We start from the raw sequence: 21,546 nt of genomic DNA, 5'->3' as shown, positions 1-21,546 counted from the left end.
ATTATGAGAAGAGAGAAGAGTTATTCATCACGAAAGGGTGTAGGGGGCGGAAGAGCAGATTGAGATGAAATGCCTAATACGGAGGCATTATTACTTGATGTGCGAGAACTATTTGCCGTGCGGCTGCCGCTCGCATTTACGTTTTTGGAAGCGAGGGTTGAATGGCTGCTGGGCGTATGGAGGCGGGAAATGTTAGCGGCCGCCTTAATGGCAATAGGGTGGGGTTTTTCGCTATTTTGAGCAAGAGCTTGCCCAAGTGAGAGGGTATCATCATATTTTGGCCGGGTGGAATGTTTATGTTTGACAGGTTTTGGGCTTGCCTGAGCCTCATTTTCTTCTATCTCATCGGTTACGGCAGGACGAGGATGGTGGTTGGCAGCCATAGCAGAGATATTTTTTCTTTCTCCTCCGTGACGGGGTAGACTACCATTTTTATTAATACTGGTTTTATTAATACTGGCGAGAGGAGGCAATTTATCTAAGGGGGATTCAGCAATATCTTCTTCCGCCATTGGCTCTTTGTGCTCTTCTATTTTCTTCGGGCGTGTCTTCTTCTTGTCCTTTAGGGCATTGGTTGTTTTGGCTACGCTTGAAAGAGCAGGTTCTGCCTGGGGTTTTGCTTTGCTGGCAATGTTGGAATTATTCGTAGGACTTTCAGATTTTCGTGCCGTTTCCAGCACAGGCTTTTTACTTTCCTTCTCCGTAGGCGCTTTCTCCTTTGAAAGGTCTTTTTTACCTACCTTTTCCTCAGTTGAAAGCGTTTTCTCAGAAGAATCAGGTATTTCTGTTTCTTTCTTTGTTTCTGGTGTGGCCTGATCATGATCAGCTGCAACAGAGCGGCCAAGATCTTCTCTTGGGTTGATGAGAGGTTTGGTAATAGGAGAAGGAAGACGACTGGAGAGAGAAGCAAGCTGAACAAACTGGTCGGGGCGCATGCTTGCGAGTGAGGGAAGAATTTTGGCCGAAAGGGTTTTGAGCCTATCAGGCTGATTTAACAAAGACCATTCTGTTTTAAGCATGGAGGTTTGATCATGAATACGCTGTGTGTCATGCACAATACTGGCGATTTGCTGGTTGAGCACGGTTGTTTGGTGTTTTTTGGAATATAAGAACAATCCTGAAAACCCAGAGCAAAGAACACACAGAATGGTAAAGGGACGAATCATGATACAGTGACCTGAAAATTACAGTAAGACAGGAAGTCGGCGCAAAGCCCTAAGACGTGCACTACGGGCTCTGAGGTTATGAAGGCATTCCTCTTGGGTAGGGCGTACAGCTTTATGGGTTAGCAACTCAAAGGCTATATTCGGTGCAGGGTTAGGCAATGTGCTGGCGGGATCATAGCGCGAGGGCTGGGCTGTACGGCCGGCTGCCGCATACATGATTTTTTTAACGATACGGTCTTCCAAGGAGTGAAAGGAGACAACCACCAAGCGACCTTCTGGTCGAAGAAGCTCAAGGGCTTGTTGTACGGCTTGCTCTATTTGGGCCAGTTCATCATTTACAGAAATACGTATGGCCTGGAAAGTTCGAGTGGCAGGGTCAATACCGCTTCGATCAGGGGGCACAACTGAGCGGATCAGTTCGGCAAATTGCAATGTGGTTTTAAAGGGGCCTTTTTCTGTGCGATATTTTATGATCGCCTTGGCAATACGGCGGGAGAAGCGCTCCTCCCCATAGTAAAAAATAATATCAGCCAGCTCTTTTTCAGGAGTATGATTAATGACATCTGCTGCTGTTGGCCCCTTTTTTTCCATCCGCATATCAAGAGGGCCATCAGAACGAAACGAAAAGCCCCGTTGGCTATCATCTAACTGGTAAGAGGAAAGCCCCAAATCCATAATAACACCGTTGATCTGTGTTACCTCTTGTTTGTGGAGAAGGTGTTTCATGTTTCCAAAAGAGCCTTCCAGCATATGAAGGCGGGAATGCCCTGCGGGATCGGTAAAGCGCTCTGCCAATCGGTAGCCTCTTTGGATGGCATCTGGGTCCCTGTCGATGGCATAAACGGAACAGTTGGCCTTTTCAAGCATAGCACAACAGTACCCACCGCCTCCGAAAGTCGCATCGACGTATATCTCATCGTTTTGTGGCGACAATAAAGCAACGGCCTCCTCCAGCATGACAGGAATATGGCCATTTGCCGGTAGGGAAGCTTGTTGGGAATAATCAGGCCTATTTTTGCTGACTTTTATAGACACACTACCTACCATGATATGCAAACCTTACATTAGTTGCATTATAGGGCTTAAAAAAAAATAAAACAATTTTATTGGTGCTAATTTATTGTTTTTTTTACAAAATTCCTCAATTTTCACAAAAAGGATTAATTCTTTATAAAAAAAGACCTATTGTTAAATATTCTTTCATAATAAAGATGGAATTTAGGGAAAATCACAAGGCCTAAAGAGTATAAAATGCGTTTATCTTATTGTTTTTAGAAGATTTTATTATACCAGATAGCCGATAAGCCGGGTTCTGTCTAAAACTAGAGTTTAGGACGGCCATTCATCTGGGATAGACCTTGCAGCCTACCTCAAGCAACCAACCCGAATGGTACGGCAGAAAAACCGTATATAACCTGTAAAAATACAGCCATTCCTATTTGGTTTTGCTCCCGGTGGGGTTTGCCCTGCCATATATGTTACCATATATGCGGTGTGCTTTTACCACCCCGTTTCACCCTTACCCAGTGTTAAACCTTGGCTTAAAGCTGGGCGGTTTGTTTTCTGTGGCACTTTCCCTAAGGTTGCCCTTGCCGGCCGTTAACCGGCACCGTTTTTCTGTGGAGCCCGGACTTTCCTCCCCTTTACTTACAAGGCAAAAGGGCGGCCGTCTGGCTATCTGGTTGGTGTAAAATAATCAACTGGGAAGGATCGTCAAGCAGAAAATGCCAGAATAAACAAAATATACTTTCTCTCTCTTGTAGGAATGAAGTCATTGTTTTGCGCTGCTTTGAGGATGGTGATATTACCCATGTGGAAGGTTCTGTTGATCCTGTAAGAGATGCAGAAACCATTGAGACAGAATTGATGCTGGCCGATCTTGACAGTTTAGAAAAACGCCTGCCAGCTTTACAGAAAAAAGCTAAAGGAAATGACCGCGAGGCCCAAAGTCAGGTCTCCTATGATTTTTTTAGTTTTTTGGATCGCTGCGCTACTGACTTGACCAAGGATGATCACTTTAGCCAGACTTATAAAGGGAAAGCCGGATATGTATGCCAAACCCGATTTCAGAACTCGTCTGCTTTTATTGGCTTTAAAGACCTCGGTCAGGATAAGAAAAAACTTAACAATCGCCTTCAGATTTTTTAGGAAAATTACGGGCGTTTTCGCTTTAAAGCCATCAAAGTCATCTGGAAAAGGAGCGCGTAACAGCCAGGCTAGGTTTCAATATGGGGTGGATTTATTAGCCTTGCGCAAAGTTATGGATACCCCAAGTTTTCCACAAAAATTCTCACAAATGCAGATACGGCGCGTGGTTTCTTTACATGTTGCTGGTGCTGTTGATAAACGACCGGCACGGTTATATATCCCCTATGGGAAAGTTAGAGGGGTTATTCTTTTTTTTCATGGGGGTGGGTTTGTCCATGGGGGATTGAATGCCTACCATGGGATTTGTTGCCGTCTGGCCCTGAGCAGTCATGCTGCTGTGTTATCTGTTGACTATAGGCTTGCTCCAGAGCATCCCTTTCCGGCCGCTGTAGAAGATGCAGAACAGGTGTGGGTATGGTTGTGCCACGTACTCCAGCAGCGTTTTCCAAACCAAAAGGTTGTTGTGGCTGGCGATAGTGCAGGGGCTAACTTGGCAGCCGTTATTGCCTTTAAAGCCCGCCATGCGAAGAGCGACCAGCTTGCGGGGCAGCTTTTATTTTACCCAACCCTTTCGGGAGCATATGCACTTCCCTCGCGCTTTCAATATGCAGAAAATTATATGCTCACCAAACGGTTAATGGAGTGGTATGGCAAGATGTATCTCACAGAGGAAAGCTGCTTTGAGAACGTTGATTTTGCTCCTTTACTGCACACAGATTTTTCTGGCTTGGCTCCGGCTATTATCATTACGGCTCAGTTTGATCCGCTTTATGATGAAGGGCGCTATTATGCCGCTGCTCTGCATAAAGCGGGTGTTAAAGTCTGGTATCGCTGCTATGGGGGAACAATCCATGGTTTTCTGAATTTTTATGTCTTCATGCCGAAAGCCAAAAAGGCCCTCTCTTATGCTGGTCAAACAGTAAGAAACCTTTTGGAAGCAGCAGATCATCCGTAAATATGGAGGAAAGAGAGGTACGCATAAACAATTTTATAATTGTTCGATGGTGTTGAAGTCAAAATCCTGTCCAGGGGGGTTTGCACCTAGGCGTAAAAGGTGAGGTTTAAGGAAATGATGGGGGGGAATAGGTAAGTTTAAAGGGGCGGGTACATCTTTAAAGACACGGCCAGCACTATCATAAAAAGAGCCGTGACAGGCGCAATGATATTGGGCATTTTCCATTTTATCCTGCCCTGTAGGTGTAGAGGGTTGAAAAGAGGGAATGCAGCCTAGATGTGTACAGATTCCCACCATAACGCCAATTTCTGGCCGTAGGGAGCGATGCCAGTTACGGGCATAACTGGGTTGCTGGTTTTTTAGGCTATCTGGGTCCCGAAGTTTGGCGATATGAGATGACAATTGAAGGGTGGCTAAGTCTGCCGGGCTACGTTTGACAATAAAAACAGGCTTTCCTGTCCAAATAACAGTTTTTGATTCGGTTTCTCGAAGGGTGGAAAGGTCAACATCTAAGGTCTCACTCTCGACCGTTTCAGCAGGAGAAAGGCTTTTTAAAAAAGGCCAGCTCAGGGCTGCAGCTCCCGTAAGGGCTGATGCACAGGTTAACAGGGTAAGAAAATTACGCCTAGGGGCCCATTCCTCATCCGATAAGGGGGGTGAGGGGTCCTCTCTTGTGGGGTGGTTACCCGCTTGGGCGGGAGGCTCTTTACTGGCGGGCATCATTAACCATTGCTTTTATAAATGGGATTTGGATGGACGCTACAAAGAAGAGATATTTGAAAAATCATCTCTCGGTAAATTTACAGTGTAAGATATTATTCGTGTAGAATATTATCTTCTATGAAGGGCGTCAAAAGATATCTTTAAGGTTATTTTAGATTATCAGGTCTGGAATGGTTATTCCAAGGGTCGAAAGACCCCAGGGTTGCCTTGATCTGTCATAAGAGTCTTATGGAGTTTGTCTATTTTTACGGTAAAGAAATGCAACGGTGTATTGGGCTGGCCACCACATGTGGGTGAATTTTTTTCTATAATTTTAACCCGTGTTGCTTCTGACGGATCATTTCCGTTGAAAGAAAGCAGAAGACATTCCCGTTTTGATTGGGTAAGCCCTTTCTCAACGATCACATTACGAATATGTTCCCCAATCTGGAAATTATCAAGCCAGTTCATGTGAGTGGTCGAGACCCGATCGGCTAACCGATCAAGAGTGCCAGTATATTGTAAGGCTATAATAAGAAGCGGTATAGGAAGGGTTACGAGAACCCTTCTTATAATACGGCGCTTAAGCGAAAAGGAGCGTTTAACAGGAGAAGACAAGGCTAACGCATGTCCTCATGCCAGATATGGCCATTTTTTGCTAACATGATTTTGGCTTCTTCTGGCCCCCAAGAGCCTGCAGAATAGACAGCAAGCGGCGTAATGTTTTTGCTCCATCCATCAAGAATAGGCTCAACCCATTTCCATGCGGCTTCTACCTCATCCCTTCTGATAAACAAGATAGGATTGCCCCGTACAGCATCCAGCATAAGGCGCTCGTAGGCATCTGGATAGCGGATGTTGAATTCCTGGGTAAAGGAGACATCCAGATTAGCCCTGCGCAGGGCTACTTCATCAGAGGTGGGGTCCTTGGCCATAATGGAAAGGGTGAGTCCTTCGTTGGGTTGTAGGCGAATAATCAGCCGATCTGGCCCGGGTTTGGAAGGAAACAAGGTGGTGGAGGATTCTTTAAACTGGATAACAATTTCACTAACCTTTTTATGGAGCCTTTTTCCTGTTCGAATGTAAAAAGGTACTCCTTTCCAGCGGGGTGTATCAATTTCAGCTTTTACGGTAACGTAGGTTTCAGTTTGGCTGGTTTGGTTTTCCCCCAGATCTTCAAGGTAGCTTCGTGCCGTAGTTTCTTCAAGAAAACCCCTCTGATATTGAGCACGTACGGTATTTTCAGCAACCTTTTGCCCGGTTATAGGGACAAGGGCATTCAGGATCTTCAGTTTTTCATTTCTCAGGTCGTTGGCATTTAAAGAGGCTGGCTTTTCCATGGCCACCATGCACATAACCTGCAATAGGTGGTTTTGAATCATATCACGCATGGCACCAGATTTGTCGTAATAAGGGCCTCGGCCTTCTACCCCAACTGTTTCAGCAGCAGTAATCTGGATATAATCAATATTTTCAGCAGACCAGACATTCTCCATAAAGGGGTTTGCAAACCGAAGCCCCAAAAGGTCCTGTACTGTTTCCTTGCCCAGGTAATGATCGATACGGAAAATCGCATCTTCCTTAAAGTATTTCCCTACACTTTCGTTAATCTCATTGGCGGTTTGTAGATCATACCCAATGGGTTTTTCTAAAACAACGCGGGTGTTGTCTGTAACCAGCTTATACTTGGAAAGGTTAGCACAGATCTGCCCAAACAGGTTGGGAGAGGTTGCGAGGTAGAAAACGCGAACCTTTTCGGCATCCTTTGGGGTAAAAAGGTCCAGCAGGTTTTGCCAGCTGCCGCTTTCCTCAGCGCCATTGAGGCTGGCGTAAAAAATATGTTCAATAAATTTGGCTGCCACCTTGGCATCGTAATAGGTGCGGTTCACAAAGTCACTTAAGGCCTTGCTAGCCCGTTCACGGTATTCTTCATGGGTGAGCTGGGAGCGGGCTGTGCCGATAAAGCGAAAGTTATCGGGGATCTGCCCTTCACGGAAACGGTGATAAATGGCAGGAATAAGCTTGCGCATGGTCAGATCGCCAGTGGCACCGAAGATGACATAGTCAAAGGGTTCAACCTGGGAGGTTGATGAAATGGGAGACATTAGGAAAACTCCAGGCTCATAAAAAAGGGAATTTTTAATATAAATTTTGCCATTATTGTCTAAAAAGATAGAATATAGAGAATAGACAACCAAATAATATATCCTTTTTCACCCTATAGCATGATAAAGAGTCTTTTTGAAGGGTGATGTAACGAAGGATTAACTTTCTTGAATATGGCACTTTGGTATTGACCATAGCGCCGTAGAGAGATAGTGCCACGCTAAGCGATGAGTGGTACAGACGAGGGAGCCCTTCTTCCCTGAAGATTCGAGTGAGGGTTCTAGGTTTGGTTTTATAGATGGATTACGCCCTATGAGGTTATTATGGGGGTATTCTCAATAAAAAGAGGAAAAAGATTATGGATTCTGAAAGTTTTACAATGGAGAAAAAAAGTGATGTTGGTGGTATAGCTGCCGATAGGTTACGCTCCATTATAGAACGGGTTGAGCGCTTGGAAGAAGAGCGCAAGGCCTTAAGTGGTGATATCAAGGATATTTTTATCGAGGCTAAGTCTGCTGGTTTTGACGTAAAGGTTCTTCGCACGATTTTAAAAATTCGTAAACAAGAGCCTGCCGAGGTGGAAGAACAAGAAACGCTTTTGGATATCTACCGCAGGGCCTTAGGAATGTAGTGAAGAGAAGGGAGCAGGTGCTTATGGGCAGGGGATCCTGAATAATAAATTTCTGAAAAATTTTCTCCCTTGTGAAGGCAGAGAGAAAATTGGTCTATGGAAATGCAAAAAATGGGCAAAACAGGGTATGAGTGGGGGGTTGAATGCAGGCTTTTTTTCCAGCTTGGTTACCTTATTGGGCGCAAGTCAGCCTTATAGGAGGGGTAAGCCTTTTATTATGCGCCGTATTATTAATGCCATTTGCCGTTTTTGGCTTAAAATCCCGCTTGCATTATATCGAAGCCCAGCTTGAAGATGTTCAGACTGCTTTGCGGGTGATCGCTTCCCGCCTACCTCAGCGAGGCACAGAAGGGGCAACTCCCTCATTAAGGAGGATAGTCTCTGATGAGGAAATTTTTGACCCACAGCCTCTTACGAGGACTTCCTACCAATCGCAGGAAGGCAGCCCCAAGAACCCCGACCCGCAGTCCAATCCCCAAGGCCATTCTCCCCTTCAGCGTGAAGAGATTTTTACGCCTCAGGCTGAAAATGGTTTAACGCCCTCTGTGCTTAACAGCACCGATGCTTATCAGCCGCGTTCTCCCTATACAGCCTCTGAAGAAGGACGTTCCGTCGTGCCTGACAGAGCCTCGTCGCAGAAAAATCCTCTATGGTCGGAAGATAAAAATGCAACCAGACAAAGATCTAAGGAAGAGGCCTCCTATTCAAAGGAGAGCATTTATAAGTCAGGTTATAGGGAGATACCGTCATCCACTTCTTTTCCCCATAAAGCCCATTCTGAGGAAAAATTTTATGTCCTCGGTCGTGCCGAGGAAACTCTAGAGGGTAAAGCCAGAATGTCTTCTTTTAGGGAGAGGGATCATCTTCCTCAGGAGGTACCTTTAAGGTCTCCGGGAAGGGGTGGGGCCAATCAATCTCCAAAGCGGGAGGGATATTTTGCATGGAAAAGTACGGGGCATTCTTTTCCAGATGGGGGTTCTTCATCGGTATCTCAACGGGTTGAACCACAGCTTTCCCCCAATCCTTTCCAAGGTGAGGAACAAAGGGACGAAAAAGATGCCATATTCTCCCCCCCAAGAGGTCGGGAGCCAGGTTTTGGGGATGCCTCTCACAAGAGAGATCATGCCAGACAGGAACGTAGGGAACCCGGTTTGCGCTGGCCGCCTTCTTCATAAAATTCTTTCTACGGAAAATCAGTTCTTCTGAAAATAAGGTTTTAGAAGAGCCTGCCCTAGCAGAGGAGCACAAGGTTATCTCTATGGATCATTTCTTCTCGCCCTAGCCATCCTAAAAGCTGTTCTATCTCATGGGTATGATGGCCCATTATTTTTTGAGCATCATCAGCATCATAGGAGATGAGACCTTTGGCTATAAGGCGGTTATGCGAGTCTTTAACAACAACAAGGTCGCCTTGTGAGAAATAACCGTTCATGGAGACAATACCAGCGGGCAGTAGAGAATGCCCTGCAAGAAGGGCTTGAACAGCCCCTTGGTCAATGACCAATTCTCCATTGCTTTTAAGGCTGCTGGCAATCCAGTTTTTACGCGCTGAGATCCTATCTTGTTGAGGCAGGAACCAGCTGCAGCGACCATTACCCTCAATAAGATGGTGTAAGGGACGCATAAGGGTGCCTTTGGCAATGGCTACAGCACAGCCTGCATGGGTGGCTATTTTTGCAGCAATAATTTTGGTTTTCATGCCACCAGAGGAGAAAATATTGGTGGGTTCACCAGCCATGGCTTCTATATCCTCTGTAATGGTAGGAATAAGAGGAATATGTTGGGCAGACGGGTCCTTATCGGGGTTTGCTGTGTAGAGTCCATCAATGTCGGAAAGGATAATAAGCTGGTCTGCATCGGTCATAACAGCAACCTTGGCCGCCAGTCGATCGTTATCGCCAAATCGGATTTCAGTGGTCGCTGTGGCGTCGTTTTCGTTAATAATGGGTACACACCCTAATTTATGGAGCATGTTGAGAGTATTACGGGCATTGAGGTAGCGGTTTCTGGCCTCTGTATCTTCAAGCGTTAGCAGGAGTTGGCCAGCAGTAAGGTTAAAGGGGGCGAGCGCCTTGCTCCACCCTTGGGCTAAGCCAATCTGCCCAATAGAGGCAGCGGCCTGTTTTTCATCTAGCCTTAGTGGGCCATTTTTTAGATTAAGCTGTGTTCGGGCTAAGGCAATGGCGCCCGATGAGACCAGGATGATATGTACCCCCCTACGGGAAAGAAGAGCGATGTCTTCAGCCAGAGATTGCATCCATTCCTTTTGGAGGCGGCCTGTTTGCGTGTTCACAACGAGTGCGCTGCCAACCTTGATCACAATTTTTTTGGCATGAGAAAGGGAAAGGGGAGCCGTCATAAGGAACTCACGATTTTAAGAAAAAACAATGGGAACATCAAGGTAAGGAAAGGACTATAAGAAAGACTGTGAAGAGAGGCCCTTGAAGGACAGTGGACGATTTTGTAAAAATACCCAAAAGGGTAAAAGGGCAAGAATAAAATACGAAAGGGTTATCTGATTAAGGGGTATCGTTAACGATTTTTTGAAGAGCACGCAATAGGGGGGTAAGGCCCTTCTGGCTTGCTGCAGAGATCGGAAAAATAGAAGCAGATGTAACCTGTTGTAAGGATTCTATTTTTTGGCTTATCTCTTCCTCTGTGAGGATATCAACTTTATTGAGGGCTATAATCTCTAGCTTGGCTGCGAGTTTTGGGTCGTAAGCTTGCAGTTCAGCCCGAATGGTGTGCCAGGCAGCCAGGATATCCTCTTGTGTAATATCTATGAGATGGAGCAAGGCCGAACAGCGCTCTACATGACCAAGGAAGCGATCACCTAAGCCAGATCCTTCATGGGCCCCTTCAATCAGGCCTGGGATATCAGCCACCACGAATTCTTCAGTCTGGGAGAGGTGAACAACGCCGAGCTGTGGGTAGAGGGTGGTAAAAGGGTAGTCTGCAATTTTGGGTCGTGCGGCTGAAACCACCGAAAGGAACGTGGATTTTCCCGCATTAGGAAGACCAACAAGGCCAATATCAGCAATCAGTTTAAGGCGTAACCACACCCAGCGCTCTTCACCTGGCCAGCCTTTATCTGCCCGCCGCGGGGCGCGATTTGTGCTACTTTTAAAACGGCTATTCCCAAAGCCACCATCTCCACCACGGCAGAGGGTAAGGGTTTTGCCTGCTTTGTCCATATCAGCAAGAAGCGTTGTTTTGTCTTCATCAAAAATTTGGGTTCCCACAGGAACCTTGATAATAACGGGTGCCGCTCCAGCGCCAGTTTTGTTAGCTCCTGCCCCGTTCCCCCCTTTTTTGGCACGAAAATGCTGCGTATAACGAAAATCAATAAGGGTATTTAGGTTATCCACAGCTTTAAAAACAATATCACCCCCTTTGCCACCATCCCCACCATCTGGGCCGCCAAATTCAATAAATTTTTCGCGGCGAAAGGCTACAACGCCATCTCCTCCATCTCCGGATTTTACGTAGATCTTTGCTTGATCAAGGAATTTCATGTGTAGACTTACCTAAAGGAGAACAAAAAGGCCAACCCTAGAATATAAGGATTGGCCTTAATATCAATGGCTCTCTCAAGTTTCAAAAACTAACTTTTTTTGAGTTTGAGAGAAACGGCAATAATGCCAAGTTTAAACCAAGTGTGAACTTTTACTCGGCAGCAGCAGCGAAGGGGGTTACAGAAACATGCACACGCCCTTCCTTATGGGTTTCAAAACTGACATTGCCATCAACTAAGGCGTAAATGGTATGGTCACGTCCTAACCCAACATTGTGGCCAGGTTTCCATTTTGTCCCTCGTTGGCGAATAATGATATTGCCGGCAATAACCTTTTCCCCACCAAACTTCTTAACGCCAAGGCGACGGCCTTCTGTATCGCGCCCATTGCGGGATGACCCGCCAGCTTTTTTATGTGCCATGTATATGCTCCTTATTTCTCAAACAGGGACTAAGCCCTGCTGTGGGCAGCCTGTTTTTAGGCTGCGTTAATATTTGTGATCCGCACTACGGTAATAGGTTGACGATGGCCATTTTTACGGCGGCTATTCTGCCTGCGGCGTTTTTTGAAAATAATAACTGTATCAAGACGATCTTGGGCGATAATTGTGCCTGAAACTGTAGCTCCATTAACCAGGGGAGCCCCAACTTTCATATTGCTTTCTCCCCCAACAGCCAAAACTTCGTCAAAAGTAATGGTAGAACCAGATTCGCCAGGAAGTTTCTCAATTTTAATAACATCGTTAGGAGAAATACGATATTGTTTTCCCCCGGTGCGGATAACAGCAAACATTCTAACTCTCTTTCCAATTCATAAGCCTATGCTGCCATTTACAGCACAGAAAAGGCCTATAATTGCTTTTTAATTATTATGATCAAACAGATAGCTGGTCTCTCATTCTGCTCAGCATTTCATGCATATATAGGTAAACGCGTGATATTTCTAGACTTATTTGGAGAAACTGCAACATAATTTTCTTTCCATAGGGGCATGACATTGCGTTTTTATTAAACTATCCCTATAAAAACACGATTAAGGGGAGAGATGCCGGAGTGGTCGAACGGGGCGGTCTCGAAAACCGTTGTGCGTTTAGGCGTACCGTGGGTTCGAATCCCACTCTCTCCGCCAGCGACCCCGTGAGAATGATGGAAGATTATGTGTTTGCTGTTGGATGGCGGCTGTGTGCGGACGTTCTGACGGATATGGAGCGTGGAGAGACGCTTTGGCGGGTGATTATCGCTGATAAAGGGCGAGTGTTTCTGATGGGGTATTTTTGAGGTTCGCTTCGCCTGTTTGTGCGGATTTTCTGTTTCTTTCTTTTCCCTTTTTTACATATTGAACAATATTGATTCTGCGTGCTTTTACAGATGCGGAGGATGATCTCTTTTTGTGGGCAGAAAGTGATAACAGGGAATTAACAGGGAATTTTTTCCAAAAAGGATGCTTGTAAGTCATTTTTGGCCATTTTTACTCTGGCAGATCAAGCTGGAGATGGCGCTTTTCTGCGTGTTTTGTCGGTCATAAAACGCAATTCCCTGTTATTATTTTAACAGGGACTTTAAAGTGCGCGAACAGGGAAGTGTAGTTTGAAGAACAGGGAATTACGTGAGCAGGAACAGGGAATAACAGCGAAGAGATGTTTTGCAGAACTTTATTGCACAAAGAGGTTTTCCTGAGTATTCCATGAACTGCTTTTGGCAATATTGAGCAAAGCAGCCAGGGTCAGATCAGGGGGCTGTGTGTCTTTAAGGATATGTTTTTGTATAACGGTAGACAAGAGGGCGAGTGCTATACGCTTGCTGAGATAGCGTGGGGTTACAGCATGGGAGGCGGCAATGGAAGCCAGCCTCTCTCTCCTTGATCCGTGCGAGACACTGATGAGCAAGAGTGAGGTTCCTGAGCAGAACCGGATCAGGTTGTGATGCTCTTTGCCCCAGCAGTAGAACCTGCTCGATCCCTCTGCGCTTGATCTGCAAGGGGGCAATCAGGGTCAAGATGTCCAGATTGAGAAGGTTCTGATCAATCTGGAGATAAGAGGCAAGAGCTATTTGATCTAATGTGAGCGTGAGGGTTTGTGGCGCCAGATCAATGCGAGCGATCAAGGCTGCTCTTTGAACAGGAGCGATGGAAGGGATGCGCTCAATCTGTGACCTGATCTCCTGATCTCCTGATAAGAGGAGAGGGGGATATGTGCAGAAGGAGCGTTCTGTTTTGTTATCTCTTCACTATTATTTACATTTACCAACAGGTTGTGCGCTTCATAACAGGAGAGGAGATGTGTGGTGAGGAGATGTGTAACAGCTTTTTCCAGGGCAGGTGCTGAAAGTCTCCAACCTGTGGGATCCTTGGAGGTGTCAAAAGACGGTGTGAGAGATAATAGCGGAAGCGCTGTGTTGTAGTCCCTTGAGCTTTTTTTTGTGTATGAGAGGGGGTCAGTGTCTTACCTGTTTCATCACGGAGTTTTCCCTTGAGCCATGAAGGAGAGGATGCAAGGGGAGAAGGACCACGCTTTCTGGCACTGGCCTGCATAAGCCTGTCCTGCACCAGCGCAAAGAGTTCTGGTGTGATAATAGCCGGATGCTTGCCCTCATGGAGGGTACCCTTATGACTGATCTTACCCATATAAACCGGATTGGTCAGGATCTTGTGAAGGGCCCCACGTGAGGGAACTGGATGTGTCGTTTGTCTTGAGCTGTTTGCAGTCTTCTTTCCCTTTTCTTCTGCAAGGGCGTGGACAAGCCTGGAGAGGCAGCCCAGTTGACTGTAGAGCGTAAAGATATGCCGGATACGCTCGGCTTTATGCTCATCAATCATGAGGGTGCGTGCATGCCTGTCAGGGTGAGGTGTATAGCCAAAAGGTGCAATGCCTCCCATCCATAAACCACGGCCTTGGAGGCTGCAATCTTGTCCCTGATCCGCTCAGCGGTGACCTCGCGCTCGAACTGGGCAAAAGAGAGGAGCATATTAAGCGTAAGACGGCCCATGGAGGTAGCCGTGTTAAAACTCTGGGTCACCGAGACAAAACTGGCCCCATGACATTCCAGACGCTCAACAATCTTGGAGAAGTCGGCAAGCGAGCGGGTCAGACGATCGATTTTATAGACAATAATACGCTCAACCAACCCGGCTTCAATATCAGCGAGCAGGGATTGAAGGGCCGGCCGGACCAATGTGCCACCTGAGAGGCCGCCATCGTCATAACGGGTTTTGACCAGCTTCCAGCCTTTATGCCTTTGAGAGGCGATATAGGCTGAACAGGCTTCATATTGAGCATCGAGTGAGTTGAAGTGCTGATCAAGACCCTCTTCTGAAGATTTGCGGGTATAGATCGCACAAAGCGTGCGAGAAGGGGAGCGCTGATTGGTATGATCCGTGCGGCTCATGATGATATGACCTTTTCTTTCTCATTTTTCTCCTCTTTTGTTTTTGTGTTTACTTTTATATTTTTACTTTGTTCCTTTTGCCTGCTTTCAACCAGCCGAAAGAATCTGGGCCCTGACCAGTGGGCCCCGTGATGGTCTGGGCAACAGCAGAGAGGGACGGATAGGATGCACCCTGATAGAGACAGCCTCCTTCGGTGATATCAACATGATGAACCACACCTTGCCACTCACGCATCAGCCTGCTGCCAGGCTTGAGGGCAGGAGATGTCCTTCTACCTTTATGTGTAACATGCTGACCAAGGAGTGCCTTTTGCTCCTTTCTGCCTAATCCTCCCTGAGTTTTGGCCTGTTCTTCATAAGTGATTATGCGCCTGAGCAGATCTGTGCTGATGGTGGAAGGAACAGACCTGCGCAGATAGAGTGTCCAAAGGGTACAAAGTTCTGTGCGGTCTTTATCCGAATGAGCTGTTTGATCAGGTTCTATGTCTGCTTTTCTCATGTTCTCTTCCCAGCTTGACAGTGCGACGCGACTTGCAGGGTTTGTATAGCGTCCCAGCACTGAGAGATTTGCTCGAAGGAGCGAGATAGTCCAGTTGATTGTGCAAGGAAAGGAGAGAAAATCAGGGTGAGTTTATGTGTGTATTTAATTGAACGTATTCAATTAATGTTCACATTACGTTCTAGTTGTGGTATAAGGGAAAACATCAATAAGCTTTTGTGCACAAGAAGGCACAAAATCTTCCTGTAAAACTGTCCGTAAAGCTGCCTATTATATAAAAAACAGATGATGGAATGAGATGATAAAAATGATTGGCGTGCAGTTTAAGGCGTAATTACTGTAAAACCCTTATCGTAAAGGAATTGGTATGTCTTCCCCATCATTCTCAACCCTCCCCCTCCCATCTACTCCTACGCTCTTTGTCACACTTTCACCTGCATTGTCTTCTCTTTCACAGCAGATACACACTCTCTCCATAAGTGATCTTCGTCCGTGAAAGAGGAATGCGCGCACGCACTCAAAAAAGCAGCTTAAACAGATTGCACGTAGCATTGAGAGTTTTGGCTTTACCAACCCTGTTCTGATTGATAACAGGCAGAATATCTTTGCAGGGCCATGGCCGGGTAGAAGCAGCCAGACAGTTGGGCATGACGCAGGTGCCGTGTTTATGTATTGATCATCTGGATGATGCCCAGAAGCGTGCCTATGTGTTAGCTGATAACCGGATTGCTTTGAATGCGGGCTGGGATTATACGATTAGCGGTGATGTATTATATTCGTTACCCGCTGAGTTACCACCAGGTAGAAGATTTGTTGTGGGAACAAGGGAGTGATGTTTGCCACGAGACGGTGCGTTATTGGGTAGGAGTTTTCGGCAAGAAGCTTGCACACTCTATTCGCAGAAAGAGACAGGAAGATAGCCACCAGATTTCTATAGAAGTAGATGTTACCTGAACGACAAGGGTGGGAACTTTCATCTACCATTTCGCCGACGTGACTGTATGAAGCAGCATTTTCGGCGTGTGAGATGGTTACAGGAATTTGTGAGTATTCAGGATCAGGTGTATAACTTTTTCAATCACGAGAGGCATTTAATAGGACGAGCCACATATAAGGTGAGACGATCTGCAGCATTGGCTGAATGGATGAGCCTTTCTGTTGGATAAAGTCTCACGATTTTTGCTCTAGCTGAGACCGGTCGCAGATAATATGACAACATCCTCGGAGTAGGTTTCTACGGATTGTGTGACTTTTAATATGGCACAATTATAAATTTAAACCTGGGTTTAAGGTCAAGTGGCTATTACATTCACTGGCACCCTGCGTTGGGCGATCCAGCTGCGATAGCGCTTTGCTTGGCGCTTCGACTTCAACTGCGCGGTGACAAGCGCCCACAGCGGCGACACGTTCGGCGCGGTGCTCCGTCCCAGGCTCAGCCGCTCAAGCTGGTATCGCACCGCCGACATATGCGCCGATGAGGCAAGCTGCTTATTCTTCCAAGTAATTGGCTTCAATGCCGGCGCATCATCGCCACCCTTCCGCCAGTGGTTCGGCAGGTCCGGTCGGATCGCGATCGCGGTTGCGATACCTGCCATCTCGACGCCGCTATCTACGACCTGCTCTGCCACCACGCGTCGACGGATGCCGCCAGTGACCATCAGCGGCATTGCTGCGACTTCCTCGAATTCACGCGCGAATTCGAGGAAATATGCCTCACGGGCGAGCGTGCGCTCGTCGCGAGATGCACCCATCATCGCTGGTGCCTCGTAACTGCCGCCGGATAGTTCAACGAGGTCGATCCCAAGTGGTGTGAGCATCGTGATCACGCTCCGCGCATCCTCAGGCGAGAAGCCACCACGCTGGAAATCGGCCGAGTTGAGTTTTACTGACACTGCAAAAGAGGGAGAAACCGTCGTGCGAATGTCGCGCGCGATTTCGACCAGCAGCCGCGCGCGATTCTCTAAGCTGCCGCCCCATTGGTCGGTCCTATGATTGGCCAATGGCGAAAGGAACTGGCTGAGCAGATAACCATGCGCGGCGTGGATTTCGATCCCGGTGAAGCCGGAGTGCTCCGCCAATTGTGCTGTGGTCGCAAAGCGACGCTGCACATCGGCAATATCAGTTGCGGTCATCGCGCGCGGCATGGGAAATATCTTTGATTGCGCGCCGAGGTCGAGTGCAATTGCAGACGGCGCAACTGTTTCTTGCCCAAGCGCCGCAGGCATTTGGCGGCCGGGATGATTGATCTGCATCCAGACCTGCGCGCCATTTGCACGACCGGCATCGGCCAAAGCGCGGAAGCGATCGAGATACCGATCGTCTTCCAGCACGACACCGGCAGGCCCTGTCATCGCGCGTGCATCGACCATCACATTGCCGGTGATAATCAGGCCCGCACCACCCTGACCCCATGCCCGATATAGTCGGATTAGCTTCGCCGATGGCGCATGGTCGGCGTCAGCCATGTTCTCCTCCATCGCGGCTTTTGCGATGCGGTTCGGGATAATCGCGCCATTGGGCAGCGTGAGGGGTGAAAAGACAGACATAATCGACTCCTGAAAATTCAGCTTGGCATCAGTTTAACCTTTGAGTTAAGTTAAAGGTCAATAGGTAGTTTTGATGGAGCGCAGATTTGAGAATTGGGGAATTGGCGGACCGGACCGGCCTCTCGCAGTCGCGTATTCGCTTTTACGAAAAAATAGGGCTGCTAATGGCAGTGGATCGTCGGTCGAACGGCTATCGGGATTATCCCCGTGAAGCTGTTATCATCCTTCAGCTTATTGCGATGGCCCAATCTGCCGGATTCGGTCTGGAGGAGATACGCGCACTGCTACCCAATAAACAAGAGCAGTGGGACCATGACGCGTTGCTCGACACCCTTCGGCGCAAGGTTGCGGACATTTCCTTACTCGAAACGCGGTTGAAGCAAAACAGGGCGCAACTTGTCTTTGTGATCAATGAGATTGAAGCACGACCCAACGATATTGACTGCGCGACAAATGCACGGCGTGTCTTGTCGCGCTTGCTTGATGATGAGGACAGGTAGGCGGTTTAACATGCCCGGATTGTTAGAATTGTCGCTAATAATTCTTCGCCGCTGAAGCCTCATGGGGCGGTGAGCAGGAGCGCGCCAGAGCCTGCTAGACCGAGGCCGGGTTTAATGCTTGACCTTAAACCTAACTTCAATGTTATGATTAAAATGGACTTACTATTTTAGCGGCTTATCCGTGAGCCGTCCATCGGGTAGATTCATTGAAGAAAGTTATAAGTCGTGGCTAATGAATTAACGGAAGTCGAATTCGCGGGACACAAGGTTATGGTGCCGAAGGGCGGCTACTATGACCGCTTCCGTTCCAATCCCAATCTTGACGAAGTAGCGAAAGACCCGGCGGCTGGAAATATCGACTTCGTCCGTTGCAGACTTTACCTACCATATAAGGATTGCATCGCCAGATTACCTCAAACAATAAAGGAGAAATCACCATGACTTTTGTTAAAACGAAAGACGGTACCGAAATATTTTACAAGGATTGGGGGCCGAAGGACGCGCAGCCGATTCACTTCCATCATGGTTGGCCACTTAGCGCCGACGACTGGGATAACCAGATGCTGTTCTTCTTGAAGGAAGGTTTTCGCGTTGTTGCCCACGACCGGCGCGGGCATGGGCGCTCAAGCCAAGTCAGTGAAGGCCACGACATGGACCACTATGCTGCCGATGCATCAGCGGTTGCCGAGCACCTCGATCTTCGCAACGCGATCCACATCGGCCATTCGACCGGCGGCGGACAGGTCGCACGCTATGTTGCGCAATATGGGCAGCCGCAGGGCCGCGTCGCGAAAGTGGTGCTGGTCAGCGCGGTGCCGCCGCTGATGGTCAAAACTGACAGTAATCCTGACGGAACGCCTATCGAGGTATTCGACGGCTTCCGCACGGCGCTTGCCGCCAATCGCGCGCAATTCTTCCTTGATGTGCCCACCGGTCCTTTCTATGGATATAATCGTCCGGGAGCCGAACCCTCGCAGGGCGTTATTGAGAATTGGTGGCGACAGGGCATGATGGGAAGCGCCAAGGCGCATTATGAAGGCATCAAAGCGTTTTCCGAAATCGACCAGACGGAAGACTTGAAGGCGATCACCGTTCCGACCCTCGTGATGCAGGGTGATGATGACCAAGTGGTCCCCTACAAGGCGGCAGCGATCATGCAAGATAAGTTGCTGCAAAACAGCAAATTGATTATCTATTCCGGCTTCTCGCACGGGATGCTCACCATCAATGCCGATGTGATTAACGTTGATCTGCTCGCTTTTATAAAGGAATGAGTTTTGTCAGACTAATTTTTCTCAATTGAGATTTAGTGATATTTGTAAGGAATGCAAGTAAAAGATCCCATTAAATATTAGCAAGACATCGGCTGAGATAATGCGATTGGCGGTGATGTATTATGTGCGTTATCCGCTGAGTTATCGTCAGGTAGAAGATCTGTTATGGCAACACCGACAATCAAGGAGACACCACCACAGCCAGCCACACGTGCCATGAACTTGCGGGTCCGTGAGGATTTGCATGAATCTGATTGACCAAGTAGCACGTGTCAACGGTAAAACCCGCTCTGACTTTATGATTGAAGCGTCATGGGCGATGACAGAAGAGACAATAAACCGGTAGATATGGGATCAGAGAATAATACATATCGCCTTGTGCCAGTCTTGTTGGGCAAAGTGTTTTAATTTTAGGTGATGTCTGTGTGTTTTCGAATTGGGTGATTATATCCGAATGATATTATTTAATTGATTTGTATTAATGACATTGTGTGGGCTAAGAGCAGCAGCAGTATTTTGGGTGATGTTTGGTCTTAATTAAAGTTGTGAGCTATTTTATATAACCCATTGAGATATATTGTATTCATGTTTTGTTCATCTGTGTTCTTTATGTAACGATTAAGGTTTATTTAACTTACCTGAATAGTTACGTCTTTGATAGGATAAGGTTTGGATTATAAGCCACCTTATCATGAGACCTATAATAACAATAATAAGTGCGGGTATTTTTGGTTTGGTGTGTGTGCGGGCACAGGCACAGGGTTTACCGCTTTCTACTGAACCTGTGATGCCGTCAGGTGGTTTTTTGCCGGCAGGTCCTGGGTCTTCACAAGATCAGTTTCAGCGCTTTCAGCAGCGCAAGGAGGAGTTGCAACGTCTGGCTCCGCCCAACAGTAATACGCAGATCAAGGCTAAAGACAAGACTGTAAATGGATCCAGCCGATGTGTAAGCATTTCGAATATTATTGTTGATGGAGCTCACAACCTGCCAGAGGATGAGTTGCAACGGATTACCTCCCATCATGTACATCAATGTCTTACAGTTTCAGATTTAAACAAGGTAATTGATGATTTGAATGGGGCCTATATTGCCCATGGTTATGTTACGTCACGTGCCTATCTGCCACAGCAGAATTTATCTGGTGGTGTTCTGAAAGTGATTGTTGTGGAAGGCAGGATTGCCTCCTTTTCCTTTAAAGGGGTCGATGCTGATCTGCATGAGGAGATGGCCTTTCCAGGCCTGCAAGGTGAAGTGCTGGATCTGCATGATTTGGAGCAGGGACTGGAGCAGATGAATCGCCTCCCCAACTGGCAGTCACAGATGCAGATTGCCCCAGGCCCTACTCCAGGAACTTCCATTGTTGATGTGAATGTTCCAGATCCTGGTGTTCTTCACGGCCAGATCTGGGCTGATAATAACGGCCAATACGAGACTGGCCGGGAGATTGGGCATGCATTACTGACAGCCCAGGATGCCCTGGGTCTTCTGGATATGTGGTCTGTTGAATATGATCACTCCCTGGTAGGGAATGCGGGTATGAGGCGTACCAGCTATCTGTCGGCTAATGGTTCGATTCCGTATGGATATGCGACTTTTTTTGGTGGGTGGTGGATGGCTGATGATGCCTACCAGCTTAACAGCCAGGGGGAGACTTTTCAGCTTTACGGTAAGCGCAAGGATTTTAGGGTGGGAGCTTCCTATGTGCTGTTACGTAACGATATTGGAGTGACAACATTCCAAACATCTTATGAGTTAAAGTCGTTTGCATCATACCTTAATCAGACGCGTATTGAAACCCAAAGCGCACGTCAGGCTTCCATTGTTTCCCAAGTCAGTGAATCTCTTAACGGATTTGGCGGTGGCGTTTGGTATATCACACTTGGTATGCGTTTTGGTCTTGGAGGGTTGGGAACCAGCCGTAGTTTCTCTGATCCCGGGCCACAAGATCCTCATTCACGCTATGTTAAACCTTCTCTTGATATAGATGGCTATCAGCCGTTAGATGATGACATCGTTTGGCACACATCGGTTCATGGGGAATATAGTACCAAGAACCAGTATACCTCCAATCAGCTGCAGGTAGGTGGGCCCTATACGGTAAGGGGTTTTTTTTAAGCCAT

General features: G+C 47.3%; 24 protein-coding genes, 1 tRNA gene, 1 other RNA gene and 1 pseudogene. 11 read left to right on the top strand and 16 right to left on the bottom strand.

The genetic code is table 11. The features are described 5' to 3' along the window. Nucleotides 1-20 precede the first annotated feature (20 nt). From ftsL to rnpB, 3 genes are all read right to left on the bottom strand, one after another. Nucleotides 21-1,166 carry a cell division protein FtsL gene (gene ftsL / locus JGUZn3_RS00800; protein WP_203413907.1) on the bottom strand — a complete coding sequence of 382 codons (1,146 nt, stop codon included), beginning with the start codon at nucleotides 1,164-1,166 and terminating at the stop codon, nucleotides 21-23. A gap of 18 nt (nucleotides 1,167-1,184) precedes the next feature. Beyond that, the gene (rsmH, locus tag JGUZn3_RS00795) at nucleotides 1,185-2,213 is read right to left on the bottom strand and encodes a 16S rRNA (cytosine(1402)-N(4))-methyltransferase RsmH (protein WP_203413906.1); all 1,029 of its coding nucleotides are present in this window, start codon (nucleotides 2,211-2,213) and stop codon (nucleotides 1,185-1,187) included. A 238-nt stretch (nucleotides 2,214-2,451) separates the two neighbouring features. Continuing rightward, an RNA gene (rnpB, locus tag JGUZn3_RS00790) (RNase P RNA component class A) lies at nucleotides 2,452-2,848 on the bottom strand. 94 nt (nucleotides 2,849-2,942) lie between these two features. Between rnpB and JGUZn3_RS00785 the strand changes: the two are divergent. Together JGUZn3_RS00785 and JGUZn3_RS00780 are read left to right on the top strand one after the other, a co-directional pair. Next, nucleotides 2,943-3,122: pseudogene (locus JGUZn3_RS00785) on the top strand (redox-regulated ATPase YchF); the annotation flags it as partial. Nucleotides 3,123-3,399: 277 nt separating this feature from the next. Continuing rightward, nucleotides 3,400-4,269, top strand: coding sequence for an alpha/beta hydrolase (locus tag JGUZn3_RS00780; RefSeq protein WP_238996843.1), 870 nt, complete (start codon nucleotides 3,400-3,402; stop codon nucleotides 4,267-4,269). A gap of 33 nt (nucleotides 4,270-4,302) precedes the next feature. Here JGUZn3_RS00780 and petA read toward each other — a convergent pair whose 3' ends face one another. The 3 genes from petA to zwf form a co-directional block, all read right to left on the bottom strand. Next, nucleotides 4,303-4,992 (bottom strand): ubiquinol-cytochrome c reductase iron-sulfur subunit, encoded by a 690-nt coding sequence (gene petA, locus JGUZn3_RS00775; protein ID WP_238996842.1) that lies wholly within the window; start codon nucleotides 4,990-4,992, stop codon nucleotides 4,303-4,305. A 174-nt stretch (nucleotides 4,993-5,166) separates the two neighbouring features. Next, nucleotides 5,167-5,589: a hypothetical protein gene (locus JGUZn3_RS00770; protein WP_203413905.1), complete on the bottom strand. Its 423-nt coding sequence runs from the start codon at nucleotides 5,587-5,589 to the stop codon at nucleotides 5,167-5,169. Between the two features lie 2 nt (nucleotides 5,590-5,591). Continuing rightward, the gene (gene zwf, locus JGUZn3_RS00765) at nucleotides 5,592-7,067 is read right to left on the bottom strand and encodes a glucose-6-phosphate dehydrogenase (RefSeq protein WP_408871783.1); all 1,476 of its coding nucleotides are present in this window, start codon (nucleotides 7,065-7,067) and stop codon (nucleotides 5,592-5,594) included. 368 nt (nucleotides 7,068-7,435) lie between these two features. On the opposite strand from zwf, the gene JGUZn3_RS00760 reads away from it, so the two are divergent. Both JGUZn3_RS00760 and JGUZn3_RS00755 read left to right on the top strand, forming a co-directional pair. After that, complete coding sequence (locus JGUZn3_RS00760) at nucleotides 7,436-7,708, top strand: DUF2312 domain-containing protein (RefSeq protein WP_203413903.1); 273 nt, start codon at nucleotides 7,436-7,438, stop codon at nucleotides 7,706-7,708. A gap of 143 nt (nucleotides 7,709-7,851) precedes the next feature. After that, nucleotides 7,852-8,883, top strand: a complete 1,032-nt coding sequence (locus JGUZn3_RS00755; protein ID WP_203413902.1) for a hypothetical protein — start codon at nucleotides 7,852-7,854, stop codon at nucleotides 8,881-8,883. 56 nt (nucleotides 8,884-8,939) lie between these two features. Here the strand turns inward: JGUZn3_RS00755 and proB are convergent, their stop codons facing one another. The 4 genes from proB to rplU all read right to left on the bottom strand — a co-directional run bounded on the left by proB (nucleotide 8,940) and on the right by rplU (nucleotide 12,015). After that, entirely contained in the window at nucleotides 8,940-10,067 is a 1,128-nt protein-coding gene (gene proB, locus JGUZn3_RS00750; protein ID WP_203413901.1) for a glutamate 5-kinase, read from the bottom strand. Nucleotides 10,068-10,227: 160 nt separating this feature from the next. Then, nucleotides 10,228-11,223 carry a GTPase ObgE gene (gene obgE / locus JGUZn3_RS00745; protein ID WP_203413900.1) on the bottom strand — a complete coding sequence of 332 codons (996 nt, stop codon included), beginning with the start codon at nucleotides 11,221-11,223 and terminating at the stop codon, nucleotides 10,228-10,230. A 151-nt stretch (nucleotides 11,224-11,374) separates the two neighbouring features. Beyond that, nucleotides 11,375-11,644, bottom strand: a complete 270-nt coding sequence (gene rpmA, locus JGUZn3_RS00740; protein WP_203413899.1) for a 50S ribosomal protein L27 — start codon at nucleotides 11,642-11,644, stop codon at nucleotides 11,375-11,377. A gap of 56 nt (nucleotides 11,645-11,700) precedes the next feature. Continuing rightward, nucleotides 11,701-12,015 (bottom strand): 50S ribosomal protein L21, encoded by a 315-nt coding sequence (rplU, locus tag JGUZn3_RS00735; RefSeq protein ID WP_203413898.1) that lies wholly within the window; start codon nucleotides 12,013-12,015, stop codon nucleotides 11,701-11,703. A 246-nt stretch (nucleotides 12,016-12,261) separates the two neighbouring features. On the opposite strand from rplU, the gene JGUZn3_RS00730 reads away from it, so the two are divergent. Both JGUZn3_RS00730 and JGUZn3_RS00725 read left to right on the top strand, forming a co-directional pair. Continuing rightward, nucleotides 12,262-12,351: transfer RNA gene (locus JGUZn3_RS00730), tRNA-Ser, on the top strand. Further along, nucleotides 12,324-12,500, top strand: a complete 177-nt coding sequence (locus JGUZn3_RS00725; protein WP_203413897.1) for a hypothetical protein — start codon at nucleotides 12,324-12,326, stop codon at nucleotides 12,498-12,500. The genes JGUZn3_RS00730 and JGUZn3_RS00725 overlap by 28 nt, the downstream gene beginning before the upstream one ends. 374 nt (nucleotides 12,501-12,874) lie before the next feature. Here the strand turns inward: JGUZn3_RS00725 and JGUZn3_RS00720 are convergent, their stop codons facing one another. The 4 genes from JGUZn3_RS00720 to JGUZn3_RS00705 form a co-directional block, all read right to left on the bottom strand. Beyond that, on the bottom strand, nucleotides 12,875-13,108 hold the full coding sequence (locus tag JGUZn3_RS00720) for a hypothetical protein (RefSeq protein WP_203413896.1): 234 nt from the start codon (nucleotides 13,106-13,108) through the stop codon (nucleotides 12,875-12,877). Between the two features lie 353 nt (nucleotides 13,109-13,461). Beyond that, nucleotides 13,462-14,097 carry a recombinase family protein gene (locus JGUZn3_RS00715; RefSeq protein WP_203413895.1) on the bottom strand — a complete coding sequence of 212 codons (636 nt, stop codon included), beginning with the start codon at nucleotides 14,095-14,097 and terminating at the stop codon, nucleotides 13,462-13,464. After that, a complete protein-coding gene (locus JGUZn3_RS00710; RefSeq protein ID WP_203413894.1) occupies nucleotides 14,034-14,606 on the bottom strand; it encodes a recombinase family protein in 573 nt (190 codons plus the stop codon). Before JGUZn3_RS00710 ends, JGUZn3_RS00715 begins: the two co-directional genes overlap by 64 nt. A gap of 55 nt (nucleotides 14,607-14,661) precedes the next feature. Then, nucleotides 14,662-15,105 (bottom strand): DUF2924 domain-containing protein, encoded by a 444-nt coding sequence (locus JGUZn3_RS00705; RefSeq protein WP_203413893.1) that lies wholly within the window; start codon nucleotides 15,103-15,105, stop codon nucleotides 14,662-14,664. A 605-nt stretch (nucleotides 15,106-15,710) separates the two neighbouring features. On the opposite strand from JGUZn3_RS00705, the gene JGUZn3_RS00700 reads away from it, so the two are divergent. After that, nucleotides 15,711-15,938 (top strand): ParB N-terminal domain-containing protein, encoded by a 228-nt coding sequence (locus JGUZn3_RS00700; protein ID WP_203413892.1) that lies wholly within the window; start codon nucleotides 15,711-15,713, stop codon nucleotides 15,936-15,938. Nucleotides 15,939-16,397: 459 nt separating this feature from the next. Here JGUZn3_RS00700 and JGUZn3_RS00695 read toward each other — a convergent pair whose 3' ends face one another. After that, nucleotides 16,398-17,651 (bottom strand): NADH:flavin oxidoreductase/NADH oxidase family protein, encoded by a 1,254-nt coding sequence (locus JGUZn3_RS00695; RefSeq protein WP_203413891.1) that lies wholly within the window; start codon nucleotides 17,649-17,651, stop codon nucleotides 16,398-16,400. 86 nt (nucleotides 17,652-17,737) lie between these two features. Between JGUZn3_RS00695 and JGUZn3_RS00690 the strand changes: the two genes are divergently transcribed. Further along, on the top strand, nucleotides 17,738-18,151 hold the full coding sequence (locus JGUZn3_RS00690) for a MerR family transcriptional regulator (protein WP_203413890.1): 414 nt from the start codon (nucleotides 17,738-17,740) through the stop codon (nucleotides 18,149-18,151). A gap of 437 nt (nucleotides 18,152-18,588) precedes the next feature. Continuing rightward, a complete protein-coding gene (locus JGUZn3_RS00685; protein ID WP_203413889.1) occupies nucleotides 18,589-19,425 on the top strand; it encodes an alpha/beta fold hydrolase in 837 nt (278 codons plus the stop codon). 77 nt (nucleotides 19,426-19,502) lie between these two features. Here JGUZn3_RS00685 and JGUZn3_RS00680 read toward each other — a convergent pair whose 3' ends face one another. After that, nucleotides 19,503-19,643: a hypothetical protein gene (locus JGUZn3_RS00680; protein WP_203413888.1), complete on the bottom strand. Its 141-nt coding sequence runs from the start codon at nucleotides 19,641-19,643 to the stop codon at nucleotides 19,503-19,505. A gap of 26 nt (nucleotides 19,644-19,669) precedes the next feature. Between JGUZn3_RS00680 and JGUZn3_RS00675 the strand changes: the two genes are divergently transcribed. Continuing rightward, the gene (locus JGUZn3_RS00675) at nucleotides 19,670-19,771 is read left to right on the top strand and encodes a type II toxin -antitoxin system TacA 1-like antitoxin (protein WP_203413887.1); all 102 of its coding nucleotides are present in this window, start codon (nucleotides 19,670-19,672) and stop codon (nucleotides 19,769-19,771) included. Between the two features lie 345 nt (nucleotides 19,772-20,116). Beyond that, nucleotides 20,117-21,541: a ShlB/FhaC/HecB family hemolysin secretion/activation protein gene (locus tag JGUZn3_RS00670; RefSeq protein ID WP_238996841.1), complete on the top strand. Its 1,425-nt coding sequence runs from the start codon at nucleotides 20,117-20,119 to the stop codon at nucleotides 21,539-21,541. Nucleotides 21,542-21,546: the final 5 nt, after the last annotated feature.

Source organism: Entomobacter blattae (genome assembly GCF_014672835.1).
Lineage (GTDB): Bacteria > Pseudomonadota > Alphaproteobacteria > Acetobacterales > Acetobacteraceae > Entomobacter > Entomobacter blattae.
The sequence above is the reverse complement of the archived record's forward strand: the minus strand, read 5'-3'. Positions and strand labels throughout refer to the sequence as shown.